The organism is Arthrobacter alpinus (genome assembly GCF_001294625.1).
GTDB lineage: Bacteria > Actinomycetota > Actinomycetes > Actinomycetales > Micrococcaceae > Specibacter > Specibacter alpinus_A.
Genome location: NZ_CP012677.1, coordinates 2,558,539 through 2,584,251, shown reverse-complemented (window position 1 = coordinate 2,584,251; position 25,713 = coordinate 2,558,539). Strand labels below are relative to the sequence as shown.

At 65.6% G+C, this 25,713-nt stretch carries 21 protein-coding genes; 14 read left to right on the top strand and 7 right to left on the bottom strand.

Annotation, left to right across the window (positions count from 1 at the left end; translation table 11 throughout):
- Positions 1-61: 61 nt before the first annotated feature.
- Positions 62-1,246: a molybdopterin-synthase adenylyltransferase MoeB gene (gene moeB, locus AOC05_RS11600; protein ID WP_062007355.1), complete on the top strand. Its 1,185-nt coding sequence runs from the start codon at positions 62-64 to the stop codon at positions 1,244-1,246.
- A 983-nt stretch (positions 1,247-2,229) separates the two neighbouring features.
- The gene (locus AOC05_RS11595; RefSeq protein WP_062007354.1) at positions 2,230-3,216 is read left to right on the top strand and encodes an SDR family NAD(P)-dependent oxidoreductase; all 987 of its coding nucleotides are present in this window, start codon (positions 2,230-2,232) and stop codon (positions 3,214-3,216) included.
- Positions 3,217-3,230: 14 nt separating this feature from the next.
- On the opposite strand, the gene AOC05_RS11590 is transcribed toward AOC05_RS11595, so the two are convergent.
- A complete protein-coding gene (locus tag AOC05_RS11590) occupies positions 3,231-4,604 on the bottom strand; it encodes a glutamyl-tRNA reductase (protein ID WP_082358177.1) in 1,374 nt (457 codons plus the stop codon).
- Between the two features lie 163 nt (positions 4,605-4,767).
- Between AOC05_RS11590 and hemE the strand changes: the two genes are divergently transcribed.
- The 9 genes from hemE to AOC05_RS11545 all read left to right on the top strand — a co-directional run bounded on the left by hemE (position 4,768) and on the right by AOC05_RS11545 (position 14,015).
- Positions 4,768-5,829 (top strand): uroporphyrinogen decarboxylase, encoded by a 1,062-nt coding sequence (hemE, locus tag AOC05_RS11585; RefSeq protein ID WP_062007353.1) that lies wholly within the window; start codon positions 4,768-4,770, stop codon positions 5,827-5,829.
- 33 nt (positions 5,830-5,862) lie between these two features.
- Positions 5,863-7,389, top strand: coding sequence for a protoporphyrinogen oxidase (hemG, locus tag AOC05_RS11580; RefSeq protein WP_231687106.1), 1,527 nt, complete (start codon positions 5,863-5,865; stop codon positions 7,387-7,389).
- A 73-nt stretch (positions 7,390-7,462) separates the two neighbouring features.
- Complete coding sequence (gene hemQ, locus AOC05_RS11575; RefSeq protein ID WP_062007352.1) at positions 7,463-8,173, top strand: hydrogen peroxide-dependent heme synthase; 711 nt, start codon at positions 7,463-7,465, stop codon at positions 8,171-8,173.
- Positions 8,170-9,345 (top strand): ferrochelatase, encoded by a 1,176-nt coding sequence (locus AOC05_RS11570; protein WP_062007351.1) that lies wholly within the window; start codon positions 8,170-8,172, stop codon positions 9,343-9,345. Before hemQ ends, AOC05_RS11570 begins: the two co-directional genes overlap by 4 nt.
- A gap of 5 nt (positions 9,346-9,350) precedes the next feature.
- The gene (gene hemC, locus AOC05_RS11565; protein ID WP_062007350.1) at positions 9,351-10,340 is read left to right on the top strand and encodes a hydroxymethylbilane synthase; all 990 of its coding nucleotides are present in this window, start codon (positions 9,351-9,353) and stop codon (positions 10,338-10,340) included.
- Positions 10,337-11,260 carry a uroporphyrinogen-III synthase gene (locus tag AOC05_RS11560; RefSeq protein WP_231687105.1) on the top strand — a complete coding sequence of 308 codons (924 nt, stop codon included), beginning with the start codon at positions 10,337-10,339 and terminating at the stop codon, positions 11,258-11,260. The genes hemC and AOC05_RS11560 overlap by 4 nt, the downstream gene beginning before the upstream one ends.
- A 16-nt stretch (positions 11,261-11,276) precedes the next feature.
- On the top strand, positions 11,277-12,257 hold the full coding sequence (gene hemB / locus AOC05_RS11555) for a porphobilinogen synthase (protein WP_062007349.1): 981 nt from the start codon (positions 11,277-11,279) through the stop codon (positions 12,255-12,257).
- Between the two features lie 45 nt (positions 12,258-12,302).
- Positions 12,303-13,622 carry a glutamate-1-semialdehyde 2,1-aminomutase gene (gene hemL / locus AOC05_RS11550; protein ID WP_062007348.1) on the top strand — a complete coding sequence of 440 codons (1,320 nt, stop codon included), beginning with the start codon at positions 12,303-12,305 and terminating at the stop codon, positions 13,620-13,622.
- A 102-nt stretch (positions 13,623-13,724) separates the two neighbouring features.
- Positions 13,725-14,015 carry a hypothetical protein gene (locus AOC05_RS11545; protein WP_062007347.1) on the top strand — a complete coding sequence of 97 codons (291 nt, stop codon included), beginning with the start codon at positions 13,725-13,727 and terminating at the stop codon, positions 14,013-14,015.
- Between the two features lie 56 nt (positions 14,016-14,071).
- Here the strand turns inward: AOC05_RS11545 and AOC05_RS20165 are convergent, their stop codons facing one another.
- From AOC05_RS20165 to AOC05_RS11515, 6 genes are all read right to left on the bottom strand, one after another.
- Entirely contained in the window at positions 14,072-14,329 is a 258-nt protein-coding gene (locus AOC05_RS20165; protein ID WP_062007346.1) for an alpha/beta hydrolase, read from the bottom strand.
- Positions 14,242-14,685 carry an alpha/beta hydrolase fold domain-containing protein gene (locus AOC05_RS19455; protein ID WP_231687104.1) on the bottom strand — a complete coding sequence of 148 codons (444 nt, stop codon included), beginning with the start codon at positions 14,683-14,685 and terminating at the stop codon, positions 14,242-14,244. Before AOC05_RS19455 ends, AOC05_RS20165 begins: the two co-directional genes overlap by 88 nt.
- Before the next feature lie 68 nt (positions 14,686-14,753).
- The gene (locus tag AOC05_RS11530) at positions 14,754-15,491 is read right to left on the bottom strand and encodes an amino acid ABC transporter ATP-binding protein (RefSeq protein WP_062007344.1); all 738 of its coding nucleotides are present in this window, start codon (positions 15,489-15,491) and stop codon (positions 14,754-14,756) included.
- A 3-nt stretch (positions 15,492-15,494) separates the two neighbouring features.
- Complete coding sequence (locus AOC05_RS11525; protein WP_062009685.1) at positions 15,495-16,205, bottom strand: amino acid ABC transporter permease; 711 nt, start codon at positions 16,203-16,205, stop codon at positions 15,495-15,497.
- 59 nt (positions 16,206-16,264) lie between these two features.
- Positions 16,265-17,197, bottom strand: coding sequence for an ABC transporter substrate-binding protein (locus AOC05_RS11520; RefSeq protein WP_062007343.1), 933 nt, complete (start codon positions 17,195-17,197; stop codon positions 16,265-16,267).
- A gap of 359 nt (positions 17,198-17,556) precedes the next feature.
- Positions 17,557-18,243: a 3'-5' exonuclease gene (locus AOC05_RS11515; protein WP_062007342.1), complete on the bottom strand. Its 687-nt coding sequence runs from the start codon at positions 18,241-18,243 to the stop codon at positions 17,557-17,559.
- Positions 18,244-18,327: 84 nt separating this feature from the next.
- On the opposite strand from AOC05_RS11515, the gene AOC05_RS11510 reads away from it, so the two are divergent.
- From AOC05_RS11510 to AOC05_RS11500, 3 genes are read left to right on the top strand one after another with little or no spacing between them, the layout of a single operon-like run.
- Positions 18,328-18,777, top strand: coding sequence for an MGMT family protein (locus tag AOC05_RS11510; protein ID WP_082357949.1), 450 nt, complete (start codon positions 18,328-18,330; stop codon positions 18,775-18,777).
- Positions 18,774-22,085: an ATP-dependent helicase gene (locus tag AOC05_RS11505; protein WP_062007341.1), complete on the top strand. Its 3,312-nt coding sequence runs from the start codon at positions 18,774-18,776 to the stop codon at positions 22,083-22,085. Before AOC05_RS11510 ends, AOC05_RS11505 begins: the two co-directional genes overlap by 4 nt.
- Positions 22,082-25,597 carry an ATP-dependent helicase gene (locus tag AOC05_RS11500; RefSeq protein ID WP_082357948.1) on the top strand — a complete coding sequence of 1,172 codons (3,516 nt, stop codon included), beginning with the start codon at positions 22,082-22,084 and terminating at the stop codon, positions 25,595-25,597. Before AOC05_RS11505 ends, AOC05_RS11500 begins: the two co-directional genes overlap by 4 nt.
- Positions 25,598-25,713 lie beyond the last annotated feature (116 nt).

Sequence of the window (25,713 nt, the reverse complement as noted above, 5' to 3'; positions counted from 1 at the left end):
CCCTGCCATTCTACCCAGTGGTAATAAGCCAAAGCCCGCAGGCAGGACTAGATTAAGAGGTATGGTTTCCTTGCTCGCGCCACTGTCCACCAATCCTTCCCACACCTTGCCTGCCTTGGTGGAGCCGGGACCGCCGCTGGCGCCGGAGGAACTTCAGCGCTACTCCCGCCACGCCCTCATCCCCGAGATCGGCCTGGACGGTCAGCGGCGCCTGTGCAATGCCCGCGTGTTGGTCATTGGTGCCGGCGGGCTCGGCTCGCCCGCACTGCTGTACCTGGCCGCGGCCGGTGTCGGCACCCTGGGGATCGTTGACGATGACACCGTTGAACTGAGCAACCTTCAACGCCAGATCATCCACGGGGTGTCGGACATAGGCCGGACCAAGCTGGAATCAGCCAGAGAGTCCATTGCCGCCATCAACCCCGGCGTGAACGTGGTGCTCCACCAGATCCGCCTTGATTCCTCCAACGCGCTGGAACTGTTCGCCGGCTACGACGTCATTTTAGATGGTGCGGACAATTTCGCCACGCGGTACCTCGTCAACGACGCCGCCGCGCTACTGGGCAAGCCCTATGTGTGGGGTTCGATCTTGCGCTTTGACGGGCAGGTCAGTGTGTTTTGGGACAAGTTCGGCCCCAACTACCGCGACTTGTATCCTGAACCCCCGGCCCCCGGGACCGTCCCATCCTGCGCCGAGGGCGGCGTGTTCGGCATGCTGTGCGCCTCCATTGGGGCCATGATGGTCACCGAGGCCGTCAAGCTCATCACCGGCATCGGCCAAACGCTGTTGGGTCGGCTGCTGATCTTCGACGCCCTGTCCTCGCGTTGGCGGGAAATCCGGATCGCCAAGGACCCCGACGCGGCACCCATCACCGAACTCATCGACTACGACTACTTTTGCGGAATCCTTCCGGTGGAGAAGACCGACGGCGATCTGATCACCGTGCCCGAGCTTGCCGCACGCTTGGCGAACCGGGAACATGGTGCCGCGGAATTCCTGTTGATAGATGTGCGGGAGCAGGTGGAATTCGAGGTCTCCCGCATCCCCGGTTCCGTCCTGATCCCCGTGGCTGGTATCAAGGACGGTACGGCGTTGGCGCATGTTCCGCACGGCGTGCCCCTGATCCTGCATTGCAAGTCCGGTGCCCGCTCGGCGCAGGCGTTGGCGAGCCTGCGCACGGCAGGGTACGCCGACGTCGTCCATCTTGAGGGTGGGATCGACGCCTGGCTGGCTAGCGACATGTAGGATCCAAATTGTTTGACACTCGTCCCAATTTCGTGACACGGGCGGTGAATGGACACCATCGAGGGTCGGACCGTGGTTTGCTTGCCGGAGGTCAGCGTGACTCTTAAGTCATTGCCGGAAGAAGGGGTCTTGGGCCGACGGTGAGCCCTCCTGAGTTGGTTCCCATCCACGCAGCCGAGCCATGCCGAAGTCACCACCAGCCAAGGGGACTGAGACGGTTGGGCGGAGCGTCCCGATGCCGCGAAAGCGCGGGGTTTCCTCTGACTGCGACTGACCAGGCGCCGAGCGCCAGCGCGCCGGCAATCACAGCGTCAAAGAACACTTGCGTCGCCCCGGCACCAGTTAGCGTGTGGAATAGCCCGATGACGAGAAAAGTAGCTGCCGCTGCGGCCACGCAAAGCGATAATATGGTCGCCCATAGGGGCATGATCCGAAGTTCTTTCACAGTCGCCAACTGCTTGAGTCCGGCGTGAATGGGACACTGATCAACAACCTACACACGTCGGGTCCCATCTGGCCAGAGTGCGCGTTCATCGCCCTGGCCGCTAACTGAACGAACGCTTGTTGCCCTTGGAGGTGCAGAAACTGTTCCGCAGGGGACCGCTAACAGACGACTCAAAAATCCTCACGCCAAGAACTTTGACACCGCAATGGCACTAACACGGTCGCCGAACCGTTCTTCTCGCACCCGAAGGCCGAGATGCGCCACCGTCAAAATCTGCCCAACCACCTGTCGGTCAGGATAGTGGTCATGGGTACATTGAGTCTTGGTGCAACCAGCTCCGTGATTTCCATCAACAGTGATGTGCATTGAAGGGAAAGTGCCACGAAACTGAGAGTTCCAGCGTTCGAGGGCTGTGCATCGTCGCAGGTCTGGGCGATCCAATAGTGCCTGCCACTTTCAGAGCCCACACGACAAACGCGCTGGACAGGAGTAAGTTTCCCAGCAGGAGCATCAGCATCGAGCGGAAAAGGTACATATCATGACGCGTCAGGCCTGGAAACAGACGCCGCAACACCCCCTGGGCACCGGCTTTGGACACGGCAGCACAGCCACGGACGTCTTGGCCGGGGTCGATTTAGGCGGCTGCACGGCCATCGTGACAGGCGGGTACTCCGGCCTGGGCCTGGAAACGGTCAGGGCGCTTGCGGCAGCAGGGGTGGACGTCACGGTTCCGGCCCGCAGGCCAGGCCACGCCCGCCAGGTGCTGGCGGTTGCTGGGCTGGAATCGGTGGACGTCCGGGCCATGGACCTGGGCGACCAGGCCAGTGTGAAGGCATTCGCGAAGGGATACCTTGACGCCGGGCGGGGGCTGGACATCCTGATCAACAACGCCGCCATCATGGCCTGCCCGGAGACGCGCGTGGGCCCTGGCTGGGAGGCGCAATTCGCCACCAATCACCTGGGACATTTCACCTTGACCAATGCGCTGTGGCCGGTGCTCTCAGACGGTGGCGCCCGCGTGGTCTCGCTATCCTCGACGGGACACAAGATCTCCGGCATCCACTTTGACGACCCGCAATTCACCAAGGGGTACGACAAATGGCACGCCTACGGCCAGGCGAAGACGGCGAACAGCCTGTTCGCCATCGAGTTGGACAAACGCGGTGCCGACCACGGGGTGCGGGCCTTCGCCGTGCATCACGGCGGCATCATGACGGATCTGCAACGGCACCTGCCGCGGGAAGAGATGGTGGCCGCGGGGTGGATGGACGACGCCGGTAACGTGCGGGAAGGCTTCAAGACGCCCGATCAAGGGGCCGCGACGTCGGTGTGGGCGGCCACCTCGCCACGGCTGGACGGCATGGGCGGGGTGTACTGCGAGGACTGCGACATTGCCCTGCCCACCGATCCTCAATCACCCATGGCCCGTATTGAAGGGGTGGACGCCCACGCCATCGATCCGGAAAGCGCCGCACGGCTGTGGGAGCTGTCAGCGGCGCTGACGAAGGTCAACGCCTTCGGCTAGCCCCCTGCGATTGCTCAGGCGGAGGCGGCATCCGGAGGTGTGCCATCCAGGACTGTAATGCCGTCCCTGACCGTGGCGGCGTCTCTGATGACGGCCGCCGGTTCCACCTTGATCCCATAGAGGGCATCCAGTGCTGCCATGTAGCTGCTTGCGTCGCCTGCCGCGGCGAGCTCCTTGGCACGCACCGTGGGCACGTGAAGTAACTGCTTGACCATGCGGCGCATGGCAAATTCCACCTCGGCGGTGGCTGCCGTGCAGCCATGCTGGGCGCGGACCTTGGCGATTTCATCATCCAGCACGCTCATGGTGTGCCGGCGCAGGGCTACGATGGCGTGATCCAGGGATCGGGCGTTCTGGGCTTGTTCAAAGTTCTCTGCAGCATTGGCAACGAGGGCGGCAGCGTCGGCCAGGGTGGATTCCTGTTCCGCGGGCGCTGCCTGCCGTACGGTTTCTAGGGTCAGCAGATCCACATTCGGGAGGTCGGCGACGTCCGCGGTGAAGTCGTGGGTCAGGGCCAGGTCAATCACCGTCAACTGCGGGGAAAGGTTGTGGCGCACTTGTGCCAAATCACCGGCCGCGACCTGCCGGTCCGAGCCGCTGCACCCCAGAAGAAGGTGGGCGTCGGCCAGGGCGCCGGGCAAGGTGGCGTCAGTGAGGGCCGTTCCACCGCGTGAGCCAACAAACGTTTCCGCCCGTCCGGACCCGGAATAGACCCTGATATCCGAACAACCACGTTGGGCCAGTTGGGCCATGGCCGCCCCGGCATAGGCGCCGGTGCCAAAAAGGATGGCCGTCTTTCCGGCCAAGGGTGAGATGGCGTGGGGGGACGCGCCAGCCAAAGGTGATGCGGCGTCTTGGAGTTCGGCGGCGAGGTCCAGGGCCACCGACACTATGGACATGCCGCGCCGGCCCAAAGCCGTCTGAGCGCCCACCTCCTTGGCCGTCTTGGAAGCCGCCTGAAAAAGCCGCACCAGGGCCGGCGTGCTGGTGCCCTGGTCTTGGGCGGACCCCAGAGCCCTGCGCACCTGCCCGGCAATTTCGCGTTCCCCCACCACTGCCGAATCCAGCCCGGTGCTGACGGCAAAAAGGTGCCGGGGGACCGCTGTTCCCTGCTGGGTGGCCAGGGCGTTGGAGACCTGGTGTTCGGCCAGCCCGGAGTGGGTGCTGACGGCGGCAACGAGAGCGCTGCGGGCAGCCTGAACGTCGTCGGCGCTGCGGGCTTGGGCATACAACTCGAAACGGTTGCAGGTGGCCAGGGTGACCAGCCCGGCAACGGCGTTGTCGGCGGCCACCACCTCAGAACTGACCGCCGCGGCCCCGGCGCTTAGGCGGGCAACGGTTTCCAAGTCAATGGTGGAGTGCGAGGCAACAAGAGAGAAAAGAACCACAATGCCAATATCGTAGACCCTTAACATGGGTGTTTATGGACAAGATGACTGAATTCGTCAGTAAATCGATGTGAGCCTCGTTACTCAGCCTCGGATGCGTGACCTTGTATTGGCGACAGCTTGTGCACAAAAACTTGCAAGGTTTGCTCTGTAGGGTGGTGCCATGACACTGATCCCAACTCATCCGTTGATGGATGGACGCACCGCCAACTCACCGCTGATCACCGCTTACCGTGGTGGAAAGCCCAGCCGTCGCCCTGTCTGGTTCATGCGCCAGGCCGGCCGCTCCCTGCCCGAATACCGTGAGTTGCGGGTGGGTACCACCATGCTGGAATCGTGCCTCAAGCCCGCCATGGCCGCGGAAATCACACTCCAGCCGGTGCGCCGCCACGGCGTGGACGCCGCCATCTTCTTCTCCGACATCGTGATCCCGCTCAAGCTGGCCGGCGTGGGCGTGGACATCGTCCCCGGCGTGGGGCCTGTCCTGGACAAGCCGATCCGCACAGCCGAGGACGTGGCTATGCTGCCCGAGCTCACCGACGCGGCACTGGATCCGATCAGGGAGGCCGTGGCGCTGACCGTGGCCGAGCTAGGCAGTACCCCGCTCGTCGGCTTCGCCGGGGCCCCGTTCACGGTCGCCGCCTACATGGTGGAGGGCCGCCCCACCCGCGATCATCTGGGCCCGCGCACCATGATGCACGCCGAACCGGAAACGTGGGGCGCCCTGCTGAACTGGGCAGCCGACGCCTCCGGAAAATTCCTGCGCGCCCAAATCGAGGCGGGTGCCAGCGCCGGCCAGCTCTTCGACTCCTGGGCGGGCTCGCTAGGACTCGCCGATTACACCCGCCATGTGGCCCCGGCGTCGTCCCGGGCGCTGGACCATGTACGCGATCTTGGCGTACCCCTGATTCACTTCGGCACGGGCACCGCGGAGCTGCTGGGCGCCATGTACGGCGTGGGCGTGGACGTCATGGGAGTGGACTACCGACTGCCGCTGGATGAGGCCAACCGCCGCCTCGGTGGCAAGGTGCCGCTGCAGGGCAACATCGACCCCGCACTGCTCAGCGCTCCGTGGGAGGTGCTCGAGGCGCACGTCCGCGACGTCATCGCGGCAGGCTCGGCGGCGCCCGGACACGTGCTGAACCTGGGCCACGGCGTCCCCCCGGAGACCGATCCGGCCGTGCTGACCCGTCTGGTTGAACTGATCCACTCGATCGAACCGTAACCTACCCAAGCCCGCCCAGCGCAAGGAGAACCCATGGAGATGAACAAGCACCCTCGAACGCACACGCCTGCGCTGAATCGGGCCTTAGTGGTGGGGGGTGGCATCTCCGGGCTGCTCGCCGCGAAGGACCTGCAGGATGCCGGCTACCAGGTGAGCCTGTACGACGCCGCACCCACCTGGGGCGGCTGCGTGGGCGTTCACGAGGTGGCCGGGGTGGTGCTGGACAGTGGGGCGGAATCCTTTGCCACCCGCAGCACAGCCGTGGCCGATTTGGTGGCGGAGCTGGGCCTTTCAGCCCACATTGTCAGCCCTGACCCCTCAGGTGCCTGGGTGTGGCTGCCGGAGGGTCCCGTCCCGTTGCCCCGCACCGGGATCCTGGGCATCCCGTCGGACCTTCACGCCCCCGAGGTCCGGGCCGCCTTGGGCAAGGCCGGTATTTTGCGGGCGTCCCTGGACGCCACCATGCCGACCAGCGTGGGCACCTCCGAGGCGGCGTCCAGCGTGGCGGACCTGGTGCGGGCGCGCATGGGCCGCCGCGTGCTGGAACGGCTGGTGGCGCCAGTTGTGGCGGGGGTGCACTCGGCCGACGCCGAAGTATTGGATATTGACATGGTGGCACCGGGGCTGCGGGCCGGGATTCGCCAACATGGCTCCCTCGCGGCTGCCGTGGCAGCCCTGCGCGTTGGTGGGTCCGCAGATGCCAAGCCCGGATCGGCCGTGGCCGGGCTTGCCGGTGGTATGCACACGCTGGTGGACGCATTGGTGGCGCACTTGCGCGAAGCCGGGGTGGCGCTGCATTCGGGCCACGCCATCACTGCCATCCACCACAACGTTGGCCCCGCCATGGGCGCTGGCAAGGCCAAGGACGACGGCGGAGCACCCGCCCACTGGAGTGTCGAGTGGGAGTGTGGAAAAGATCGCGGTGTGGAAGCCGCCGCCGTGTTGGTCGTCGCCACGGACGGGCCCACAGCGGTGAAACTGCTGGGCCCAAACGTGCCAGAACTCTTGGACTTTGCCCCGGTTCCGGGGCCCGACATCCGTCTTGTCACGCTGGTGGTTGACGTTCCAGAGCTTGACTCCAAGCCCCGCGGCACGGGCGTCCTGGTGGCCCCGCAAACTTTGGGGATCACCGCCAAGGCGCTCACCCACGCCACAGCCAAGTGGGACTGGCTGGCCGATTCCACCGGCCCGGGCACGCACGTGCTGCGGCTCTCCTACGGGCGGGCAGGTGTAGCGGCCGCCGACGCAGTTCGGCTTGTGGCACGCCCGGAAAATGACGCGGATCTGATCGCGACGGCGCTGGTGGATGCCACAAAACTGCTCGGCGTGTCCGTCACCGACGCCGACGTGTTGGGTGCGGACGTCGTCCGGTGGACGGGTTCGCTGCCGTTCGCCGCCGTCGGGCATCAGGAAAAAATAGCCCAGATTCATGCCCTGGCGAACCAGCAGCCGGGGTTGGGCTTGACGGGTGCTTGGATGTCCGGCAACGGGTTGGCAGCCGTGGTTTCGGGCACGCGCAGACAGGTGAGGGCCGTCATTGACGGTACCAGAATCAAGTGATCTCCCTCACTTTCTACACTCTGTAGAGAAGTTGGGTTTTAGATTTAAGACAGATGGGTGCACACTGGAACGCATGAGCCACACATTCGCTGAATCTGTCACCAAAACCTCCGAGCCCGCCACAGCCCTGGTCACACCGTTCACCCTATGGACGGTATTTAAGCGTACCGGCCCCTCCACAGCAGGCAAGGGCGCGGTCGCCGCCTTTGAGGCACTGGTGGCCTCCCTCGCCCAGGAGCACATCACCTTACGTGGCGCCTACGACGTCTCCGCCATGCGCAGCGACGCCGATGTCATGATCTGGCTCGTAGGCCCGAAGCCCGAGGGCCTGCAGCAGGCGGTGCGCAGCATCCGACGCACCGAACTTTTCGCCAACGCCGAGATCGCTTGGTCTGCCATGGGCGTGCACCGCGAGGCCGAGTTCGCCAAGAGCCACGCACCCAGCTATATGGGCCCCAACGAGCCCAAGAGCTGGGTCTGCGTCTACCCGTTTGTGCGCTCCTACGACTGGTACATTCTGCCGGCCGAAGACCGCTCCCGCATGTTGCGCGACCATGGCATGCTGGGCCGCGAATACCCGCAGGTCCTGGCCAACACAGTTTCCGCCTTTGCGCTCGGCGACTGGGAATGGCTGCTGGGTCTGGAAGCCGATGAGCTGACCGACTTGGTGGACATGATGCGCAGCCTGCGTGGCACCGACGCCCGCCTGCATGTGCGCGATGAAATTCCATTTTATACGGGCCGTCGCATTGATGCCGCTGAAGTAGCCGAGGTGCTGAAATGAAAAATCGAGTAGTTGAGCCAGCCCAGTATGACGCCATCTTGCTGGCCTCCTTCGGTGGGCCCGAGGGGCAGGAGGACGTTATCCCGTTCCTGCGCAATGTCACCCGTGGTCGGGGCATCCCTGATGAGCGCCTCGAAGAGGTCAGCCACCACTACCGCGCCAATGGTGGCATCAGCCCCATTAACTCCCAGAACCGCGCGCTCAAGGCCGCACTGGAGGCCGAGCTGGCTGCCCGTGGCATTGACCTGCCCGTGCTGTGGGGTAACCGCAACTGGGATCCCTACATCCCTGCCGTGCTCCAGGAGGCGTACGACGCCGGTCACCGCCGACTCCTGATGCTCACCACCAGCGTGTACTCCAGTTATTCCAGCTGCCGCCAGTACCGTGAGGACATTGGTATTGCACTGACGGAGACCGGGTTGGACGGCAAGCTCGCCGTGGACAAGGTCCGCCAGTACTTTGACCATCCCGGATTCGTGGAGCCCTTCATTGAGGGCACTGCGGCCTCACTGGTCCGCGTCCGGGCGGAGCTGGCCGCCGCCGGCAAGGCCGGTGCGCCTGTGCACGTCATGTTCGCCACCCACTCCATTCCGACCCGAGATGCCCAAGCCGCAGGCCGTTCGGAACTGCAGCCGCTGGTGTTTGAGCAGGACTCGGCCTATGTCGCCCAGCACCTTGCCAACGCCGAGGCCATCATGGCACGGGTTGACCCGGATCAGGAGTGGTCGCTGGTCTACCAGTCCCGCTCGGGCGCACCCCATGTGCCGTGGCTGGAGCCGGATATCAACGACGCACTGGCTGAGCGGGCGGCCGCCGGTGTGGCCGGTGTGGTGGTTGTTCCGCTGGGGTTCATCAGCGATCACATGGAGGTCCTCTGGGACTTGGACACCGAGGCGAAGGAAAGCTGCGCGGAATTGGGTCTGGTTTTTGACCGGGCACCGACCCCGAGTACGCACCAGAAATTTGTTGCGGGGCTCGTGGACCTGATCTGTGAGCGCACCATCGAGAACCACATCGAAGAACGCGCGGCCATGACCGCACTGGGCCCGTGGTTCGATGTCTGCAACCCCGGCTGCTGCGCGAACTTCCGCGGGGAGAAGCCGGCCATCTCCGAAGTGGGCAGCACCGTGGGCCTTGTGGCGCCCGGCGCCGCGGCCGCAGGTGGTTTGTAACTTCCATGGCTGAAAAAACTGTGAAAATTGGAACCCGTGGAAGCAGGCTAGCCCTGAGTCAGACCGGGCAAATCACTGAAAGGCTCAGGGCGGTCGGAGGTTTTGACGCTCCAATCGTCCCCATCAAGACCGACGGGGATATCCTTACCGGACCCCTGTCGCAAATGGGCGGCACCGGCGTTTTTGCCGCAGAACTGCGTGCAGCGGTTCTTGATGGCCGCGTGGATGTGGCAGTGCACTCGCTCAAAGATCTGCCCACCGTGGCAGTTCCGGGCCTGACGCTAGCTGCTGTCCCGGTGCGCGCAGACGCCCGCGATGCGTTGTGCTCACGGGACGGACTGACCCTGACGGAGTTGCCGCAGGGCGCCTCCGTGGGAACCGGGTCACCGCGGCGGGCTGCGCAGCTGCTTGCTGCCCGTCCGGACCTGAGAATAGTGGACATTCGCGGCAACGTCGACACCCGGTTGGCCCGGGTGCCCGGCCTTCCCGGTAATGCCGCGAGCGATCCGGTGCCGGGCAAGGTGGGGGATCTGGACGCCGTCGTGCTGGCTGCGGCGGGTCTGACACGTATTGAAAGGCTGGACACCGTCACCGAGTTCCTGGAAGCCGACGTCATGCTTCCGGCACCCGGGCAGGGCGCGCTCGCCTTGGAATGCCGCACGGCCGACGTCGAACTGGGCGGAGTTTTGGGCCAAGCGCTGGCCGCCGTCGACCACCACGACACACGCCTGGCCGTCACGGCCGAACGCGGGCTGCTGGCCCGTTTGGAAGCCGGCTGCAGCGCACCCGTTGGCGCCTTCGCTTACCGCAAGGGCTCCATGCTGTTCCTGGAAGCCGTGGTCAACTCCCTCGACGGCACCCGCACCATGCGGGTGAAGAAGGCCACCGACGGCCTGACCACTGTGGGGGCAACCCTGCTCGGCATTGAACTCGCCGAGGAGCTGCTCGACGGCGGCGCAGGGGACCTGGCAGATCTGGCCGGCTCGGCGAAGTGAGCGTTTCGTCCGACGGCGGGCCGGGTGTTCTTCCGGAGAGCCAGGGCCGGGAGATTTCGGCGGGCTCAATCACCGGCTTGCGGGTTGCCATTACACGCAGCGCCGACCGGGCTGGGGCACTCGCCGACGCCTTGGCCGCCGCCGGCGCGGAACCGGTCCTGGTGCCGCTGATCGACTTTGAGGTGGCAGATCAGCAGTTGCTGGGCGCGGCCATGGCCCGCCTAACCGCCGGGAAGTATCGCTGGCTCGTCATCAGTTCCATTACGACCGTGCGTGCGTTGAAGCAATGGTGTGAGACTGCAGGCACCACGCTGGCCGACCTCATCCCGGAGACCACCCGGGTGGCCACGATCGGGCCCACCTCCGTGGCCGTCCTGGCCGCGGAGGGTGTCGCAGCTACCTTGGCACCCACGGATCTGCAGTCCGCTGCCGGCCTGCTCACGCTGTGGCCGGAGACTGCCGACGGCGGGCGGGCCCTGCTGCCGCAGTCGGACTTGGCCGAAGCCACCCTCGGGGACGGGATCCGAGCCCGGGGTTGGGCCGTAGATGGTGTTACGGCCTACCGCACGGTCGACTTTCCGGCGGTTCCGGACCGGCGGCTCACGGCCGTCTTGGCCCACTCCACCCGGGATCTGGCTCGCCGGGGCGGCTACACGCAGCTGACCCCGGACCAGGCGGCACGAGAGATCAGCGCCGGACTGATCCACGCCGTCGTGCTGGCCTCCGGAAGTGCCGCGCGAAGGGTCGCCGCCACTATGGCGCCGCTGCCGCAGACGTGTTGGGTCATAGCGATCGGGCCGCCAACCCGGGCCGCGGCACAGCGCCTGGGCATGAACGTCGCCGCCACGGCCGTGCACCCCACGCCCGGCGGGATCGTGGAAGCCCTGTACGCCGCGCACAACAATTTTCACACCAAGTAATCCAGGAGATACGCCAGTGAGCTTCCCCCAGCACCGCCCCCGCAGGCTGCGCACCACCGCCGCCATCCGCCGCCTCGCCACCGAACACCGGCTGGATCCGGCGAACCTGATCCTGCCCGTTTTCATCCGCGAGGGCCTTAGCGAGCCCGCACCCATCACTTCCATGCCGGGCGTGGTCCAACATACGACGTCGTCACTTTTGTCCGCGGCGCGGGAGGCCGTGGCGCTGGGGCTGGGCGGCATCATGCTCTTCGGCATCCCCGCCACCCGCGACGCCGTGGGATCCGCCGGGATTGACCCGTTCGGTGTGCTCAATGCCGCCATCCGGGACGTGCGCGCCGTCGTAGGTGATGACCTGGTTGTCATGAGCGATCTCTGCCTGGACGAGTTCACCGACCACGGCCACTGCGGCGTGCTGGACGCGCACGGCGAGGTGGACAACGACGCCACTTTGGCCATTTACGCCAAGATGGCCGTGTCCCAGGCGGCCGCAGGCGCCCACGTGGTGGCGCCGTCGGGCATGATGGACGGCCAGGTGGCGGTGATCCGAGAGGCCCTTGACGCCGCCGGATTCACCGACGTGTCCGTTCTGGCCTACGCGGCCAAGTACGCCTCGGCGTTTTACGGGCCCTTCCGCGAAGCCGTGGACTCCCAGCTCGACGGCGACCGCCGCAGCTACCAGATGGATCCGGGCAACCGCCGCGAAGCCCTACACGAGGTGGAACTGGACCTGGCCGAAGGCGCCGACATCATCATGGTCAAGCCGGCCATGAGTTACCTGGACATCCTAGCCGACGTCGCCGCCATGAGCCCGGTCCCGGTGGCCGCGTACCAAATCTCCGGCGAATACGCCATGATCGAAGCCGCCGCGGCCAATGGCTGGATCGACCGGCGACGCGCGATCGAGGAATCGGTGCTGTGCATCAAGCGCGCCGGAGCCACCATGATCCTCAGCTACTGGGCGGCCGAGCTGGCCGGCTGGATGCGCGAAAACTAAACCCTCCGGCTTCCCCAGCCCCGCCCCGACCCAAAGGACTTCTTCATGACCAGCTCACAGGAACTTTTTGACCGCGCCAAGACCCTCATGCCAGGTGGGGTGAACTCGCCCGTGCGCGCCTTCGGCTCCGTGGGCGGTACCCCGCGCTTCATGGTCAGCGCCAAGGGCGCCTACCTCAGCGATGCTGACGGGCGCGACTACGTCGACCTGGTCTGCTCCTGGGGCCCGGCACTTCTGGGCCACGCCCACCCCGACGTGCTGGCAGCGGTTCACGCCGCCGTAGACAACGGCCTGAGCTTCGGCGCCTCCACCCCCGCCGAAAGCGAACTGGCCGCCCTGGTGCAGGGGCGGGTGTCCGGCGTCGAACGCCTGCGCATGGTTTCGACCGGCACCGAGGCCACCATGACCGCGGTGCGCCTGGCCCGCGGCTTCACCGGCCGGGACCTGATCATCAAGTTCGCCGGTTGCTACCACGGCCACCTCGATTCCCTGCTGGCCGCCGCTGGATCCGGCCTGGCCACCCTGGCCCTGCCCGGATCCGCCGGTGTCACCGCAGCGACAGCCGCCGAAACCTTGGTGCTTCCCTACAACGACCTCGCCGCCGTCGAAGCCGCCTTTGCCCTCCATGGGGACAAGATTGCCGCCGTCATCACCGAGGCCGCACCGGCCAACATGGGTGTGGTGACCCCGGGGGAGGGCTTCAATGCGGGGCTGTCCCGCATCACCTCCGCTCACGGCGCCCTACTGATCCTTGACGAAGTCCTGACCGGCTTCCGGGTGGGTGCTGCTGGTTACTGGGGCCTGACCGGTGCTGCGGAGGGATGGACGCCGGACCTGTTCACCTTCGGGAAGGTCATCGGCGGCGGGCTTCCGACGGCGGCCCTGGGCGGCCGTGCGGACGTCATGGACCATCTGGCCCCCCTGGGCCCGGTCTACCAGGCAGGCACACTGTCCGGGAACCCGGTGGCCATGGCGGCAGGTGTGGCAACCCTGACGGCGGCGACCGCTTCCGTTTACGAAATTGTTGATGCCCGCTCCCTGGAACTGTCCACCGCTTTGTCTTCTGCTTTGGCCGCCGAGGGAGTGGACCACTCCATCCAACGCGCCGGGAACTTGTTCTCCGTCGCGTTTGGCACCTCGGCCAATGGTGTCCACAACTACGCCGATGCGCAGGCCCAGGAAGTGTTCCGCTACGCGCCGTTCTTCCACTCCATGCTGGATTCGGGCGTGTACCTGCCCCCGAGCGTGTTCGAGGCATGGTTCCTCTCCGCCGCCCACGACGATGCGGCCATGAACCGGATCTTCGCCGCCCTCCCCGCCGCGGCCAAGGCTGCCGCAGCCGCCACGGCCACGGCCACCGCCTAGCTGCGCCCAGAACGGGGCCAAGCCGCGAACGCACCGACAAGCTACACCGTTCTCGCGGGTTGGCCCCGTTCTCGCGTTGGGGGCGTGGCCTAAACTGGCCGCGTGAATGACAACGCGCGCATCCTGGCCGCCCACGCCGATTCCACACACCGCTTCAGCAAGCAGCCGTTGCCCGGGATCGACCTGCTAGGGCTGCCCCGCGGAACCCGGCTGAACCTGGGTGAGAGCACGGTGGTGGAGGTGACCGGGTTGCGGAACCCGTGCGCCCAGATAGAGAACTTCCAGCCGGGGCTGCTCAAGGAGTTGGTGGGCTACGACGACGACCGCGCCCTAGTCCGCAGGGCTGGCATCATGGGCTTTGTCCGCCAGAGCGGCACCGTCCGCCCGGGGTAGGGGATCGCCGTCGAACTTCCCGAGGGACCGTTTGAGACGCTGGAACGGGTCTAAAGCTAGGCCGGCACCGTGACCTTGGTGATGAACGATCCCAGGCGCCGGTAAACCTCCTGCGATTCCGGGTAGCGGAAGTTCTGCTGCCAGGTGTGCTCGGTGTTGGTGCTACGCCAGTCATAGACCAAGGAATCAACGCTGACGCCGTGCTCGACCAGAAGCCTAATGACGTTCATGTTGGAGTTGTAAAAGAAGTCCCGTTCGGAGGTGGTGATGAAGACCGGCGGGCAGCGTGAATCCAGCCATTCGATCGGCGACATGTAGTGGGCTGCCTCACGCAGCGTGTGGTGCCGGGCCGGGCCGTGTCGGGAGCGGACCTCCCTTGCCGGTGGGCGGCGGCGTGTTCACGGGGCAGCAGCATCCGAATGAAGTTCAGGCTCATGACAAAGCCCTTGTCAAAGAACACCGAGAAATCAACGGTGCTGCAATGCTGCACCAGGGCGCGCAGCTGGCCCGGCCGCAGGGCGGACTTCGGGGCATAGTGCTGGGCCAGCTCCAGGCGGAAGGTGGCGGCAGCCATGAGCGCAGATATCTGGCCTCCGGCGGAATCGCCGCCCAGCACGATCCTCTTGCTGTCCCCGCTAAATTCGCCGATGTGCACCGACACCCAGTCCATCGCCGTGTTGGGCCCACGCGCCCGAGGGACCCGCCACGAGCGCAGCGAGTGGTGGGAGGGGGTGGGGACTAGAGGACGTCGGAGAGGAAGCCCTTCAGGCGATCGGTCTTGGGCTCGGTGAACAGTTCTGCCGGTGGACCGGTCTCCACGACCACGCCACCATCCATGAACGTCACGGTGTCGGAGACATTGCGGGAGAAGCCCATCTCGTGCGTGACAACAACCATGGTCATGCCACCCTTGGACAAGTCCGTCATGAGTGCCAGAACGCCCTTGACCAGCTCCGGGTCCAAGGCGCTGGTGGCCTCGTCAAAGAACATCACCTCTGGTTCCATGGCCAGGGCGCGGGCAATCGCCACACGCTGCTGCTGGCCACCTGAGAGGTTCCCCGGCCGCGCGTCGGCCTTGCTCTTCAGGCCCACCAGCTCCAGCTGCTCCATGGCCTTGGAATGGGCCTGATCCTTGGGCATCTTGCGGATCTTGCTCAGCGCCAAGGACACGTTCTGCACCACAGTCTTGTGCGGGAACAAGTTGAATTGTTGGAAGACCATACCAATACGACGGCGCAGCTCGTCTGGATTGTCGGCCAAGACCGAGCGGCCGTCGAGCAGGATGTCGCCCTGATCAGGTTCGATCAGCCGGTTCATGACGCGCAGCAGCGTTGACTTGCCCGAGCCCGAGGGGCCGATTACGGACGCCGTGGTGCCCTGCGGAACGTGCAGGTCAATGCCGCGCAGCACCTTGTTGGAGCCGAACGCCAGGTGGATGTTTGTAGCTGTCAGGGAGCCTGACTTGAACTCGCTCATGGCTTAGGCGCCCTTTCCAACAAGTGCGGCAATATCGTCGGGTTCGGGCTTGGCCTTCTTGCCCTCACGCATGCGCTTGTCCATGAAGTTCACCAGGTGGGTGAGCGGGATAGTCAGGCACAGGTAAAGCAGGCCGGCGGCAATCAACGGCGACATGTTTCCGGAGTTGGCCGCGTAGTCATTGGCCACCCGGTAGATTTCACGCTGGCTCGCCGTGACGCCCAGCAGATAGACCAGGGACGAGTCCTTGATGAGGGAGATCAGCTGGTTCACCAGGGCCGGCAGGACACGCCGGATGCCCTGGGGTATCACCACCAGGATCATGGCGGATCCGTAGCTGAACCCCAGGGCCCGTGACGCCTCCAGCTGTCCCTTGTCAACACTTTGAATGCCCGAACGGAAAATCTCACCGATGTACGCGGCCGCCATCAAGGTCAGGGCAAAGATCGCCAGCGGAAAAGGGCTGGTGATGCCGGTTGTCTGCCGGATGATCGGACCAAGTCCAATGCCGATGACCACAATGACCAAGATGGCCGGAAGTCCGCGGAAAATGTCTGTGTAGATGCGCGCGATCCACCGGGGAACCGGGTTTCGGGAGATGCCCATGACGGCCAGCACCAGGCCTAGGAGGGAGCCAAGCACTGCCGATACCGCTGCCAGGAGCAGGGTATTGGGCAATCCGACGGTCAGCATCTGGGGGATAACGTCCCCCATGGCCTTCCAATCAAAAAATGTCTTAAGGAACTGCTGGTATGCGTCCACGTGCAGAGTCCTTAGGAGATCTTGGCTGCCTTGGAACCGGGGGTCCAGTCAGCGGGCATGGGGCGGGTGGGGTACCACTCCTTGGTCAGCTTGGACCAGGTGCCGTCGGTGATCACTGTATCCAGCGCCGAGTTCAGGGCGTCGGTGAGCGGCTGGTTCGTGGGGGTCACTGCGTAGGCAGTGAAGTTCTGTGTGTTGACGACGGACTCAACAATGGCAGTGCCGTCGCCGTCCTTGACCTGGCCGGTAGCCTGCTGGGACGGGGCGACCCAGCCGTCAACCTGGCCATTCTTCAAGTTTGCGTAGGCGGTGTTGTAGTCGGAGAAACGGACCGGTTCCAGCTTGAGCGTGTTGGTGACATAGTCGTCCTGGACGGTGCCCTGGACGACGGCGATGCGGGTCTTGGCGCTCAGGTCCGCAAAGCCCTTGACGGCTGAATTGGTCTTGGCCACCACGGCCATATAACCGAAGTCGTAACCGTTGGTGAAGCCAACGCTCTTGCGACGCAAGTCAGTGGTTGAGATCGAGGAGGATCCGACGTCGAACTGCTTGTTGGCCACCTGCGAGAGGAGTGCGGAGAAGTCTGTGGACTTGAACTCAACCTTGAGATTGAGTTTGTCTGCCATGGCGCGCAGCAGCTCATTGTCGTAGCCGGTGAACTTGCCATCCTTGTCGATGAAGATGTTCGGCGGGGCATCGGAGAGCGTACCGACGGTGATGGTCCCGGGGGTGATCAGGCCCAGCTTGGACGTGTCGATCTTGTCCAGGGGCGTGACATCGGCGGTGGTGTACTTATCCAGCGACACCTGGTCGCTGCCTGCGAGGGCGTCGGTGGGTGTGGCCGAGGAACCGGTGTCGGCTGCGCCGCCGCAGGCCGCCAGGGAAAATGCCAGGGCGACGGCGACCGGCACAGCGGTGAGCCACTTCAGGGATGAGTTCTTCATGGAGCATTCACTTTCATTTCAGGTGCCCACGCCGGTAACACGACGGCGGGGTCTCGCGAGTGGTGGGGAGCTCTTGGCAAACTCACAGGAGATTCATAGCAGAACTCAACCCACGGAACTAAATTATGTCATCCGCGTCGAAAATGTGGCGGGTGCGAACTAGTGCGTCACAAAATTGATTTTAGCCAAAGAATCCACGCATAATGCCCGCCCCTGGGTGTGGCGGCCCTGTCTGGGGGCATGTCGCACTGCAGTATTGACGCGTCCCTTGGCGCCAGCTGCCCATTTTTTTGGGTGTGATTTAGATCATGGGGTGAAAGAGTTTCACCGTTGGCGTGCACCCACGGTATGCGTGGTTGTTAGGGCAGGACCGGCCAGTCGCCCTCGACCACGGCCACCGGGTCCTTGACCCGGCGCAGGTACTGCTGGAAGTCCGCGGCCTGCTCCCGCGCCCAATCCACCTGTGCGTTGTGTAGATCGCCCAGGTCAATTCTCAAGGAGCTGTATTTGGCGGCCAGGGCGTCCGCGAGCCGTAGCGTGGCCAAAGCGTCGGCGGCAGAGGTGTGGGCGTCGTCGAGGTTGATGCCGTATTCCTCGCACAGGGCCACCAAGGTGCGGCTGCCCTTGCGGAACCTGTCAACATGCTTGTTGCAGATGAACGGGTCAATGACCGGCGCGGGCGTGATTTGGGGCAGCTCATGCCGGCGGGCCTCATTGGCCAGCACTGTGAAGTCATAGCTGGCGTTGAAGGCGATGACGGGGATGTTGTTGGCGAACAAGGTGGCTAGGACGGCACCCACCTCCGCGGCCACCTCGTCGGCCGGGCGCCCGTTTTCGCGGGCGTGGGCCGTGCTGATGCCGTGGATGGCGGCGGCTTCCTCAGGGATTTCCACACCGGGGTCGGCCAGCCATTCATAGGTGTCCGCCACCGTTCCAGTTTCGTCGACCATCACAATGGACGCCGTCACGATCCGGGCCGTGCGGGGGTCCTTGCCGGTGGTTTCCAAGTCAAACGCGGCCCGGGGGTGCATGCTCCAGCTAGTCATGTCCTAACGCTACCGGGTACCACCGACACTTTGCCCGCGCCACCGGTGCGGCGTGCTCCGCCGTGGGGGAACTACGCTGGAATCATGAGTGCTGAGTATGTTGAAGCGGTCCTTGATGTGACGGAGCTGATTCCCGCCGGGAAGGTTCTCTCCTATGGTGACATCGCCGCGTTGTTGGAGCGCGGGGGGCCCCGCCAGGTGGGGTCCGTGATGTCCCACCATGGCTCCGCCGTGCCGTGGTGGCGGGTGATCCGGGCCGGCGGGCAGCCTCCCCTGTGCCATGACGCCACCGCGCTGGTGCACTACCGTGCCGAAGCAACCGCCCTGCGCGGGGATCCCGACGGCGAGCACCCTTCATGGCGTGTGGACATGGCGGCCGCCCGCTGGAATCCGGCCGAGCCCGACTTTGAGCGTATTGATGCGATCGCTGCACTGTTGCATGCCACGGAGGTCCCGCTGTTGCATGCCACGGAGGTCCCGCCGTCGGACACTCAGGCGCAAATGTCGGAGCCCCGTGGTGGACTAAGCACATGAGCAACTCCGCCAAGATTTCCCTGCCCCGCCTGACCCTGGTGGCGCCCTTGGCCTCCCTCACGGCCGCGCCCGCCCTGAGCCCTGACCAGCAGGCAGTGGTGGAGCTGACCCCGGGCACGGGTCCCGCACTCATCTGGGGTGCGCCCGGCACCGGCAAGTCCACGGTGCTGGTTGAGGCAGCCGTCAAGAGAATAGAGCACGACGGCGTTGATCCAGCAGGTGCCCTGCTGCTGGCCCCGTCGCGCTTGGCAGCCGCGAGGTTGCGCAACGGTTTCAGTGCCCGGCTCACCCGAAGTCTGAGCACGTCCCCGGCCAGGACCTGGTCCTCCTACGCCTTCGACCTGCTGCGACGGGCCAAGGTGGAGGGCAGGATGCCTTACATCGAGGGGCCTCCGCGGCTCATGAGCGGCCCCGAACAGGACTTGACCATCAAGGACTTGTTGGCAGGGCACAAGCTCGGCCTGGGCACCCCGCCGCCCTGGCCTGCCGATCTGGTAGACGCCTTGGAAACCAGGGGTTTTCGGCAGGAGCTGCGCCAACTCTTTGACAGGGTCATCGAATACGACCTCGCACCAGAGGGCCTGGCTGCCCTGGGACGGGAGAACCACCGGCCCGACTGGGTTGCGGCCGCCTCGCTCTACCAGGAATACAGGGACGTGGTGGACTGGGGAAAGTCCGGTTCCTTCGACCCCGCCGGCATCATCACCGCGGCCGCGACCATGCTGCGCAACGACGAGGAATTCCTGGAGCAGGAGCGGTCCAGGCTTTCGCTGATCCTGGTCGATGATATCCAGGAAGCGAACCGTTCGGTGCACGAGCTGTTGGTGTTGGTGGGAGGGGGAAAGGACATCCTCGTCACGGCGTCCCCGGACACCGTGGTCCAGGGTTTCCGTGGCGCCCGGCCGGACCTGGTGGGCACCCTGCGCGAATCTCTTGCCACCGAGCACGCTGCCGTGCAGGAATTCTCCCTTTCCACCTCGCACCGTATGACCCCGGAGGTGGCGAAGGCGTGGACGGCCGTGGCCGAGAGGATCTCCCAAACCCGCGGGGGGCACAAGGCGCGGGTGCTGCACTGGCCAGCCGGCAGCGTGCGCCAGGCTGCGCCCAGCCCGGCGCCCCACACAGGGGAGAGAGCACAGATGGGGGGTCCGGCGTCGTACGTCAGTGCGCACGTGGTCGCCTCCGAGGTCCATGAGTTGCGCCTGGTGGCCGAACGCATCCTGCACCTGCAACACCTGGCCGGTCACAGCCTGAGCGAGATCGCCGTGATTGTGCGGACCGGTTCGGCGCTGGCCGAGTTGCAACGGTATTTGAGTGGACAGGGGATTCCCGTCAAGGTGCCCGTGGCCGAGAACCCGGTACGCGACGAACCTGCGGCGCGTCCCCTGCTGGAGGCGTTCCGGGTGGCATTGGACCCGGGCGCGCTGGACGCGGAACTGGTGGTGTCGCTGTTGACCTCACGGCTGGGACGGTCCACCGCGCTGCACCTGCGCCGTTTGCGGCAGGCGCTGCGGCAGCAAGAACTGAACAGCGGCGGCGGCCGCGCCAGCGACGAACTGCTTGTTGAGGCGCTGGGCGACTCCAGCAAACTGGCCCCGCTCGGCTGGGAGGCGCGGAACGCGCTGCGGATCGCTTCCATGCTGGCCGCCGGGAAAACCGCCGTGGCCGAGCCCGGTGCCAATGCCGAAACAGTGTTGTGGGCCTTGTGGGAGGCATCGGAGTGCTCGGGCACCTGGGAGTCACAGGCGCTGCGCGGCGGGCCCACGGGAATTAGGGCAGACAGGGATCTGGACGCCGTCATGGCCTTGTTCCAGACGGCCGAACGGTACGTCGACCAGCTGCCAGGGTCCAGCCCGCAACAATTCCTTGACTACCTGCTGAGTCAGGAACTGCCTATGGACACCCTGGCCGCCCGTGCCCAGCGGTCCGACGCCGTGGAGATTCTGACCCCGGCCAGTGCCGCCGGACGGGAATGGCCCGTCGTGATCGTGGCTGGCCTGCAGGAAGGCGTGTGGCCCAATACCCGGTTGCGCGGCGAGCTGTTGGGCAGCCAGTTCCTGGTGGATGTGCTCGAACGTGGCACACTGGCCGCCCGGCAGATCGACCCGGCCACCCGGATGCGGGACATCCGCTACGACGAGTTGCGTAGCTTCGCTGCCGCCATGTCCAGGGCCAGTCGCCAGCTGATTCTGACCGCGGCATCGGGGCACGATTTGCAGCCTTCACAGTTCATCGACTTAGCCGCCCCCTACATCCCGGTGACCGATTCCGGCGGCGAATCCCAATACCCGGTGCGGCCCGTGGAGCAGGTGCCCCGGCCCATGACGCTGCGCTCCCTCGTGGCCGAGCTGCGCCAGGAATCGGAGATGCATGCCGAGCTTGAGGCCGCCCGGATGCTGGCTTTGCTGGCCTTCAATGAGGTGCCCGGCGCCGCGCCGGAGCAGTGGTGGGGGCTTTTGCCGTTGAGCACCGACGCCCCTATCGTGCCGGCAGGGGACGTTGTCACCGTCTCACCGTCGAAAGTTGAGGCGGTGCTGAAGTCGCCGCTGAACTGGTTTGTGAAGGCTGCAGGAGGTGAAGCCACCACGGACTTTGCCCGCAGCCTGGGCACGCTCATCCATGCCATCGCCCAGGACATCCCCAACGGTGCAGGGCACGAATACCTGGCGGAACTGAAAAAACGCTGGCCCTCGCTGGGCATGGGCGATTCGTGGGAAGGCCAAAAGGACTACGAACGCGCCCAAGAAATGCTGCGCAAGCTGGCCCAGTACGTGGTGGATGCCAGGCAACAGGGCAGGACCCTCATTGGGGTCGAACTGGACTTCGAGGTGGACCTGCCCCTCGGTGAGGGTGATGAGGGCCCTAGCGTGGCCCGGCTGCGCGGCCAGGTGGACCGGCTCGAAGCCGACGCCAACGGCAACCTGGTCATCGTCGACCTGAAAACAGGGCGCAACAAACCCAGCAAGGCCGAGCTGGCCAAGCACCTCCAGCTTGGCGCCTACCAGGCCGCGGTGCTTGCCGGGGCGTTCACCGCTGCGGCCGCGGCGGCAGGATTTCCGCAGGCCGGTCCGGGAGGGGCAGCACTGTTGCCTCTGGGAGACAGCACCAAGTCGGTGACGACCCAAGACCAGGCCGCGCTGCATCCAGGGGAAGATGACTGGGCCACCCCGGAAGTCCTCAAGGCCGCCCAGCTCATGGCCCAGGCCATGTTCCCGGCCCGCCACGGTGCGGACTGGACCGAACGCAGCGGCTGCCCCCTACCTATTATTTGCCCGTTGTGCCGCGAGGGGAAACAGATTACCGAATGAGCAACGTCATCAATCATGCTGAACGGGCCGGCGCCGTGCCCAGTGACCCGGGCCAGGGAGCAAGCCTGCCGGAGCCGCTGCTGAGCCCCTTCAAACTGGCCGAACTCCTGGAACAACGCCCACCCACGGAGGAGCAGGCCGCCATCATCTGCTCCCCGCTGGAGCCGCTGCTGGTCATTGCCGGCGCAGGCTCCGGCAAGACCACCACCATGGCCGACCGTGTGGTGTGGCTGGTGGCCAACGGGCTGGTTTTGCCTGAGGAAATCCTCGGCGTGACCTTCACCCGGAAGGCGGCCGGTGAGCTGGCGGCCCGCATCCGGGGGCAACTGGCCAAATTGGGCACCCTGGCCCGGTCTGGGCAGGTGGAGCTGGCCCCGGCCGCCGCGGCCAAGGACGCCCTGGAACCGAAGGTCTCCACCTACCACTCCTATGCCAGCGGGATCGTCACCGACTACGGCCTGCGCCTGGGCATCGAACGTGACGCCGTGGTCCTGGGTGCCGCCGAGGCCTGGCAGCTGGCCAGCGACGTTGTCGAAGCGCACGACGGCGAGCACCAACACTTCACCGCAGCCAAGTCCACCCTCATCCAGTCGGTCATGGACCTGGCCGGCGAATGCGCCGAGCACCTTCAGGACCCTGCGGATGTCCGTGCCGAGCTTGAGGCCTACCTGGCCGGGTTCGACGCTCTGCCCTACATTGCCGAGACCACCAAGCCGCGCACCCTAGCGGCCAGCAGACTCCTTGACGTGCTGCGCACGCGGGGCACCGTGGTGGACCTCGTCCAGCGGTATGCGGAGGCCAAGCGGCGGCGTAACGCCCTGGACTACGGGGACTTGGTGGCGCTCGCCGCCAAGATCGCCCATGACGTCCCGCACGCAGCGCAGATGGAGCGCCAACGGTTCAAGGTGGTGCTGTTGGATGAATTCCAGGACACCTCACACGCCCAGTTGCAGCTCTTTGCCGAACTCTTTGGCGGCGGCCACCCTGTCACCGCTGTGGGGGACCCGCACCAGTCCATTTATGGTTTCCGTGGGGCGTCGGCAGGCCAGCTGTTCCGCTTCCCGGAGATTTTCCGCAAGCACGACGGCGGCTACGCCCCAACAGCCGAGCTCACCATTGCGTGGCGGAACTCCGCGCACATCCTGCACGCGGCCAATGTGATGTCCGCTGAATTGACGGCGGCGCAGACTCGGAAGGCGAACGCGAAACTGGCGGCAGGGCTCACGGTTGCCGAACGTGCGGCGGCCGGGCCGCAGGTGGTGGTTTCCCCGCTGCGAGAAAAGCCCGCAGCCCCGGATGGGGAAGTGGTGCTGGCCCGCTACTGCACCGAACTGGACCAGGCTGAGGCCATCGCCGCCGAGATCCTGTCCCGGAAAGGTGATTTCAGCTCCCACAGGGGCGCCCAGGGGGCCATGACGGTGGCGGTGCTGTGCCGCCGCCGGGCACAGTTTGCCAGGTTCCAGTCGGTGTTTGAGGCGCACGGGATCCCTTACGAGATCGTGGGCCTGGGCGGGCTGCTGTCCACGCCGGAGATCGTGGACCTGGTGGCCACCTTGCGGGTCATCGCCGACCCCGGACGCTCGGACGCGCTCATGCGGCTGCTGACCGGGGCTCGTTGGCGGATTGGTCCGGCGGATCTGATGGCCTTCGCCGACTGGTCGCGGTATCTGGCCCGGCGCCGGGCATATGCGGCGACGAACCATCTCCCCTTTGACCCGTCCGCGGCCGTTGACGCCGATGGCGCCGGGGAATCCGTCGGGGAGGTGGGTGAGGAACGTGTGGTGACCTCCGACGTCGTCGACGCCGCGTCCCTAGTGGAGGCCCTTGACTACCTGAGTCCCGACTACTGGCCCGAGGCGGCCCGGCCCCTAAGTGATACCGCAAGGACCCGGCTGCTGGCCCTGCGCGACGAACTGCGGGTGCTGCGCACCTTTGTGGGGGATGAGCTGACCAACCTGCTGGGCGTCGTGGAGCGGACCATGCTGCTGGACATTGAGCTGGCCGCCAAGCCCGGCTCCAGCATCCACCATGCCCGGCGCAATCTGGACGCGTTTTCCGACGCGGCCGCCACGTTTATGCAGGCCGCCGAGCGCGTGGATCTCGCCGCGTTCCTGGCCTGGCTGGAAACGGCCGAATCGGAGGAGGGTGGGCTGGAGATGACAGCCGTGGAGACCAACCCCGACGCCGTCCAGCTGCTCACAGTCCATGCCTCCAAGGGGCTGGAATGGGATGTGGTGTTCGTGCCCGGCATGAACACCGGGGCGTTCCCCAGCACCCGCGCCGACAGGTGGACAACCGGGGCCAAGTCGCTGCCGTGGCCGTTGCGCGGGGACAGGGCCGATCTTCCCGTGTGGGACACAAACGTGGCCGATCTGAAGACCCTGCTGGAGCATGAAAAGTTGTTTGCCGATGACGTGAAGCTGCACGGTGAACAGGAGGAACGACGCCTAGCTTATGTGGCGTTCACCCGGGCCCGGGACTTCCTGATGTGCTCCTCCACCGTGTGGGGGAGCACAAAGACCCCGCTGGAACCGTCGCTCTTTCTGCGGGAGATGGTGCCGCTGGCGGAGGGTGCCCGGCAGAGCGCCAGGATCGGGCAATGGCTCGAGGACCCCGAGGAGGGGGAAGAAAACCCTGTCAGCGCTGGGGAAGAAACTGCCCCCTGGCCCTACGACCCCCTGAACGGGCCCGTGATTGAAGGTCGTGCCGGCGTAGCCGCTCGGGTTGGCCGGCGTGCGGCGTCGGAGGCGTCGGCCGCTGCCGTTCTCGCCGCAGGTGCCGCCTTGGAGTCCCGGGCGGCGGACACGGCCGCAGCGGCGGGCACGGCTTCCTTCCTGGCGGAGAATCCGCGCTGGGGCAAGGAAACTTCGGTGCTGCTGGCCCAGGAACTAGTGGAATCTGAGCAGTTGCGCGTGGAATTGCCGCCACACATTTCCGCCTCCCGGCTCGTTTCGCTGGGGGAAGATCCTGAGAAGGTCACCCGGGCCATGCGCCGGCCCGTGCCCACCAAACCGGGCATGGCGGCCCGCAAGGGAACCGCGTTCCACGCCTGGATTGAGGACTTCTTTGGCAGCACCGGCCAGCTGGACTTCGACGAAGCCCCGGGGGCCGACGCCTACGTTGATGAGGCGTACGGCCTGGCCGATATGCAGGAAACGTTCAAGAACTCGGCCTGGGCTAGCAGGACACCGGCGGAACTGGAAGTGCCCATTGAAACCCGGGTGGCCGACGTCGTGGTCCGCGGCCGCATTGACGCTGTCTTCAGGGATGCCGACGGCGGCTGGGACCTGATCGACTGGAAGACGGGCAAGGTTCCCTCCAAGGCCGAGCTGGCGGTTCGCGGCGTGCAACTTGCCGTGTACCGGTTGGCTTGGTCGCGCCTGAAGGAGGTGCCGTTGGAACACGTCAGGGCGGCGTTTTACTACGTGGGGCAGGACAAGTTGATCAGGCCGGTGGACCTGGCCGGCCAGAAGGAGTTGGAAGCGATCGTCACCAGAGCGTACACGCAGTGACGGCGCAGCGGTGCTCGAGCTCGTCCAGGCCCGGGCTCACTCCGTGGAGAAGACGGTTACCCAAACATTGACATCGGGGGCAACATCGACCATGACGGTGGTGCCCTAAGGGTTTG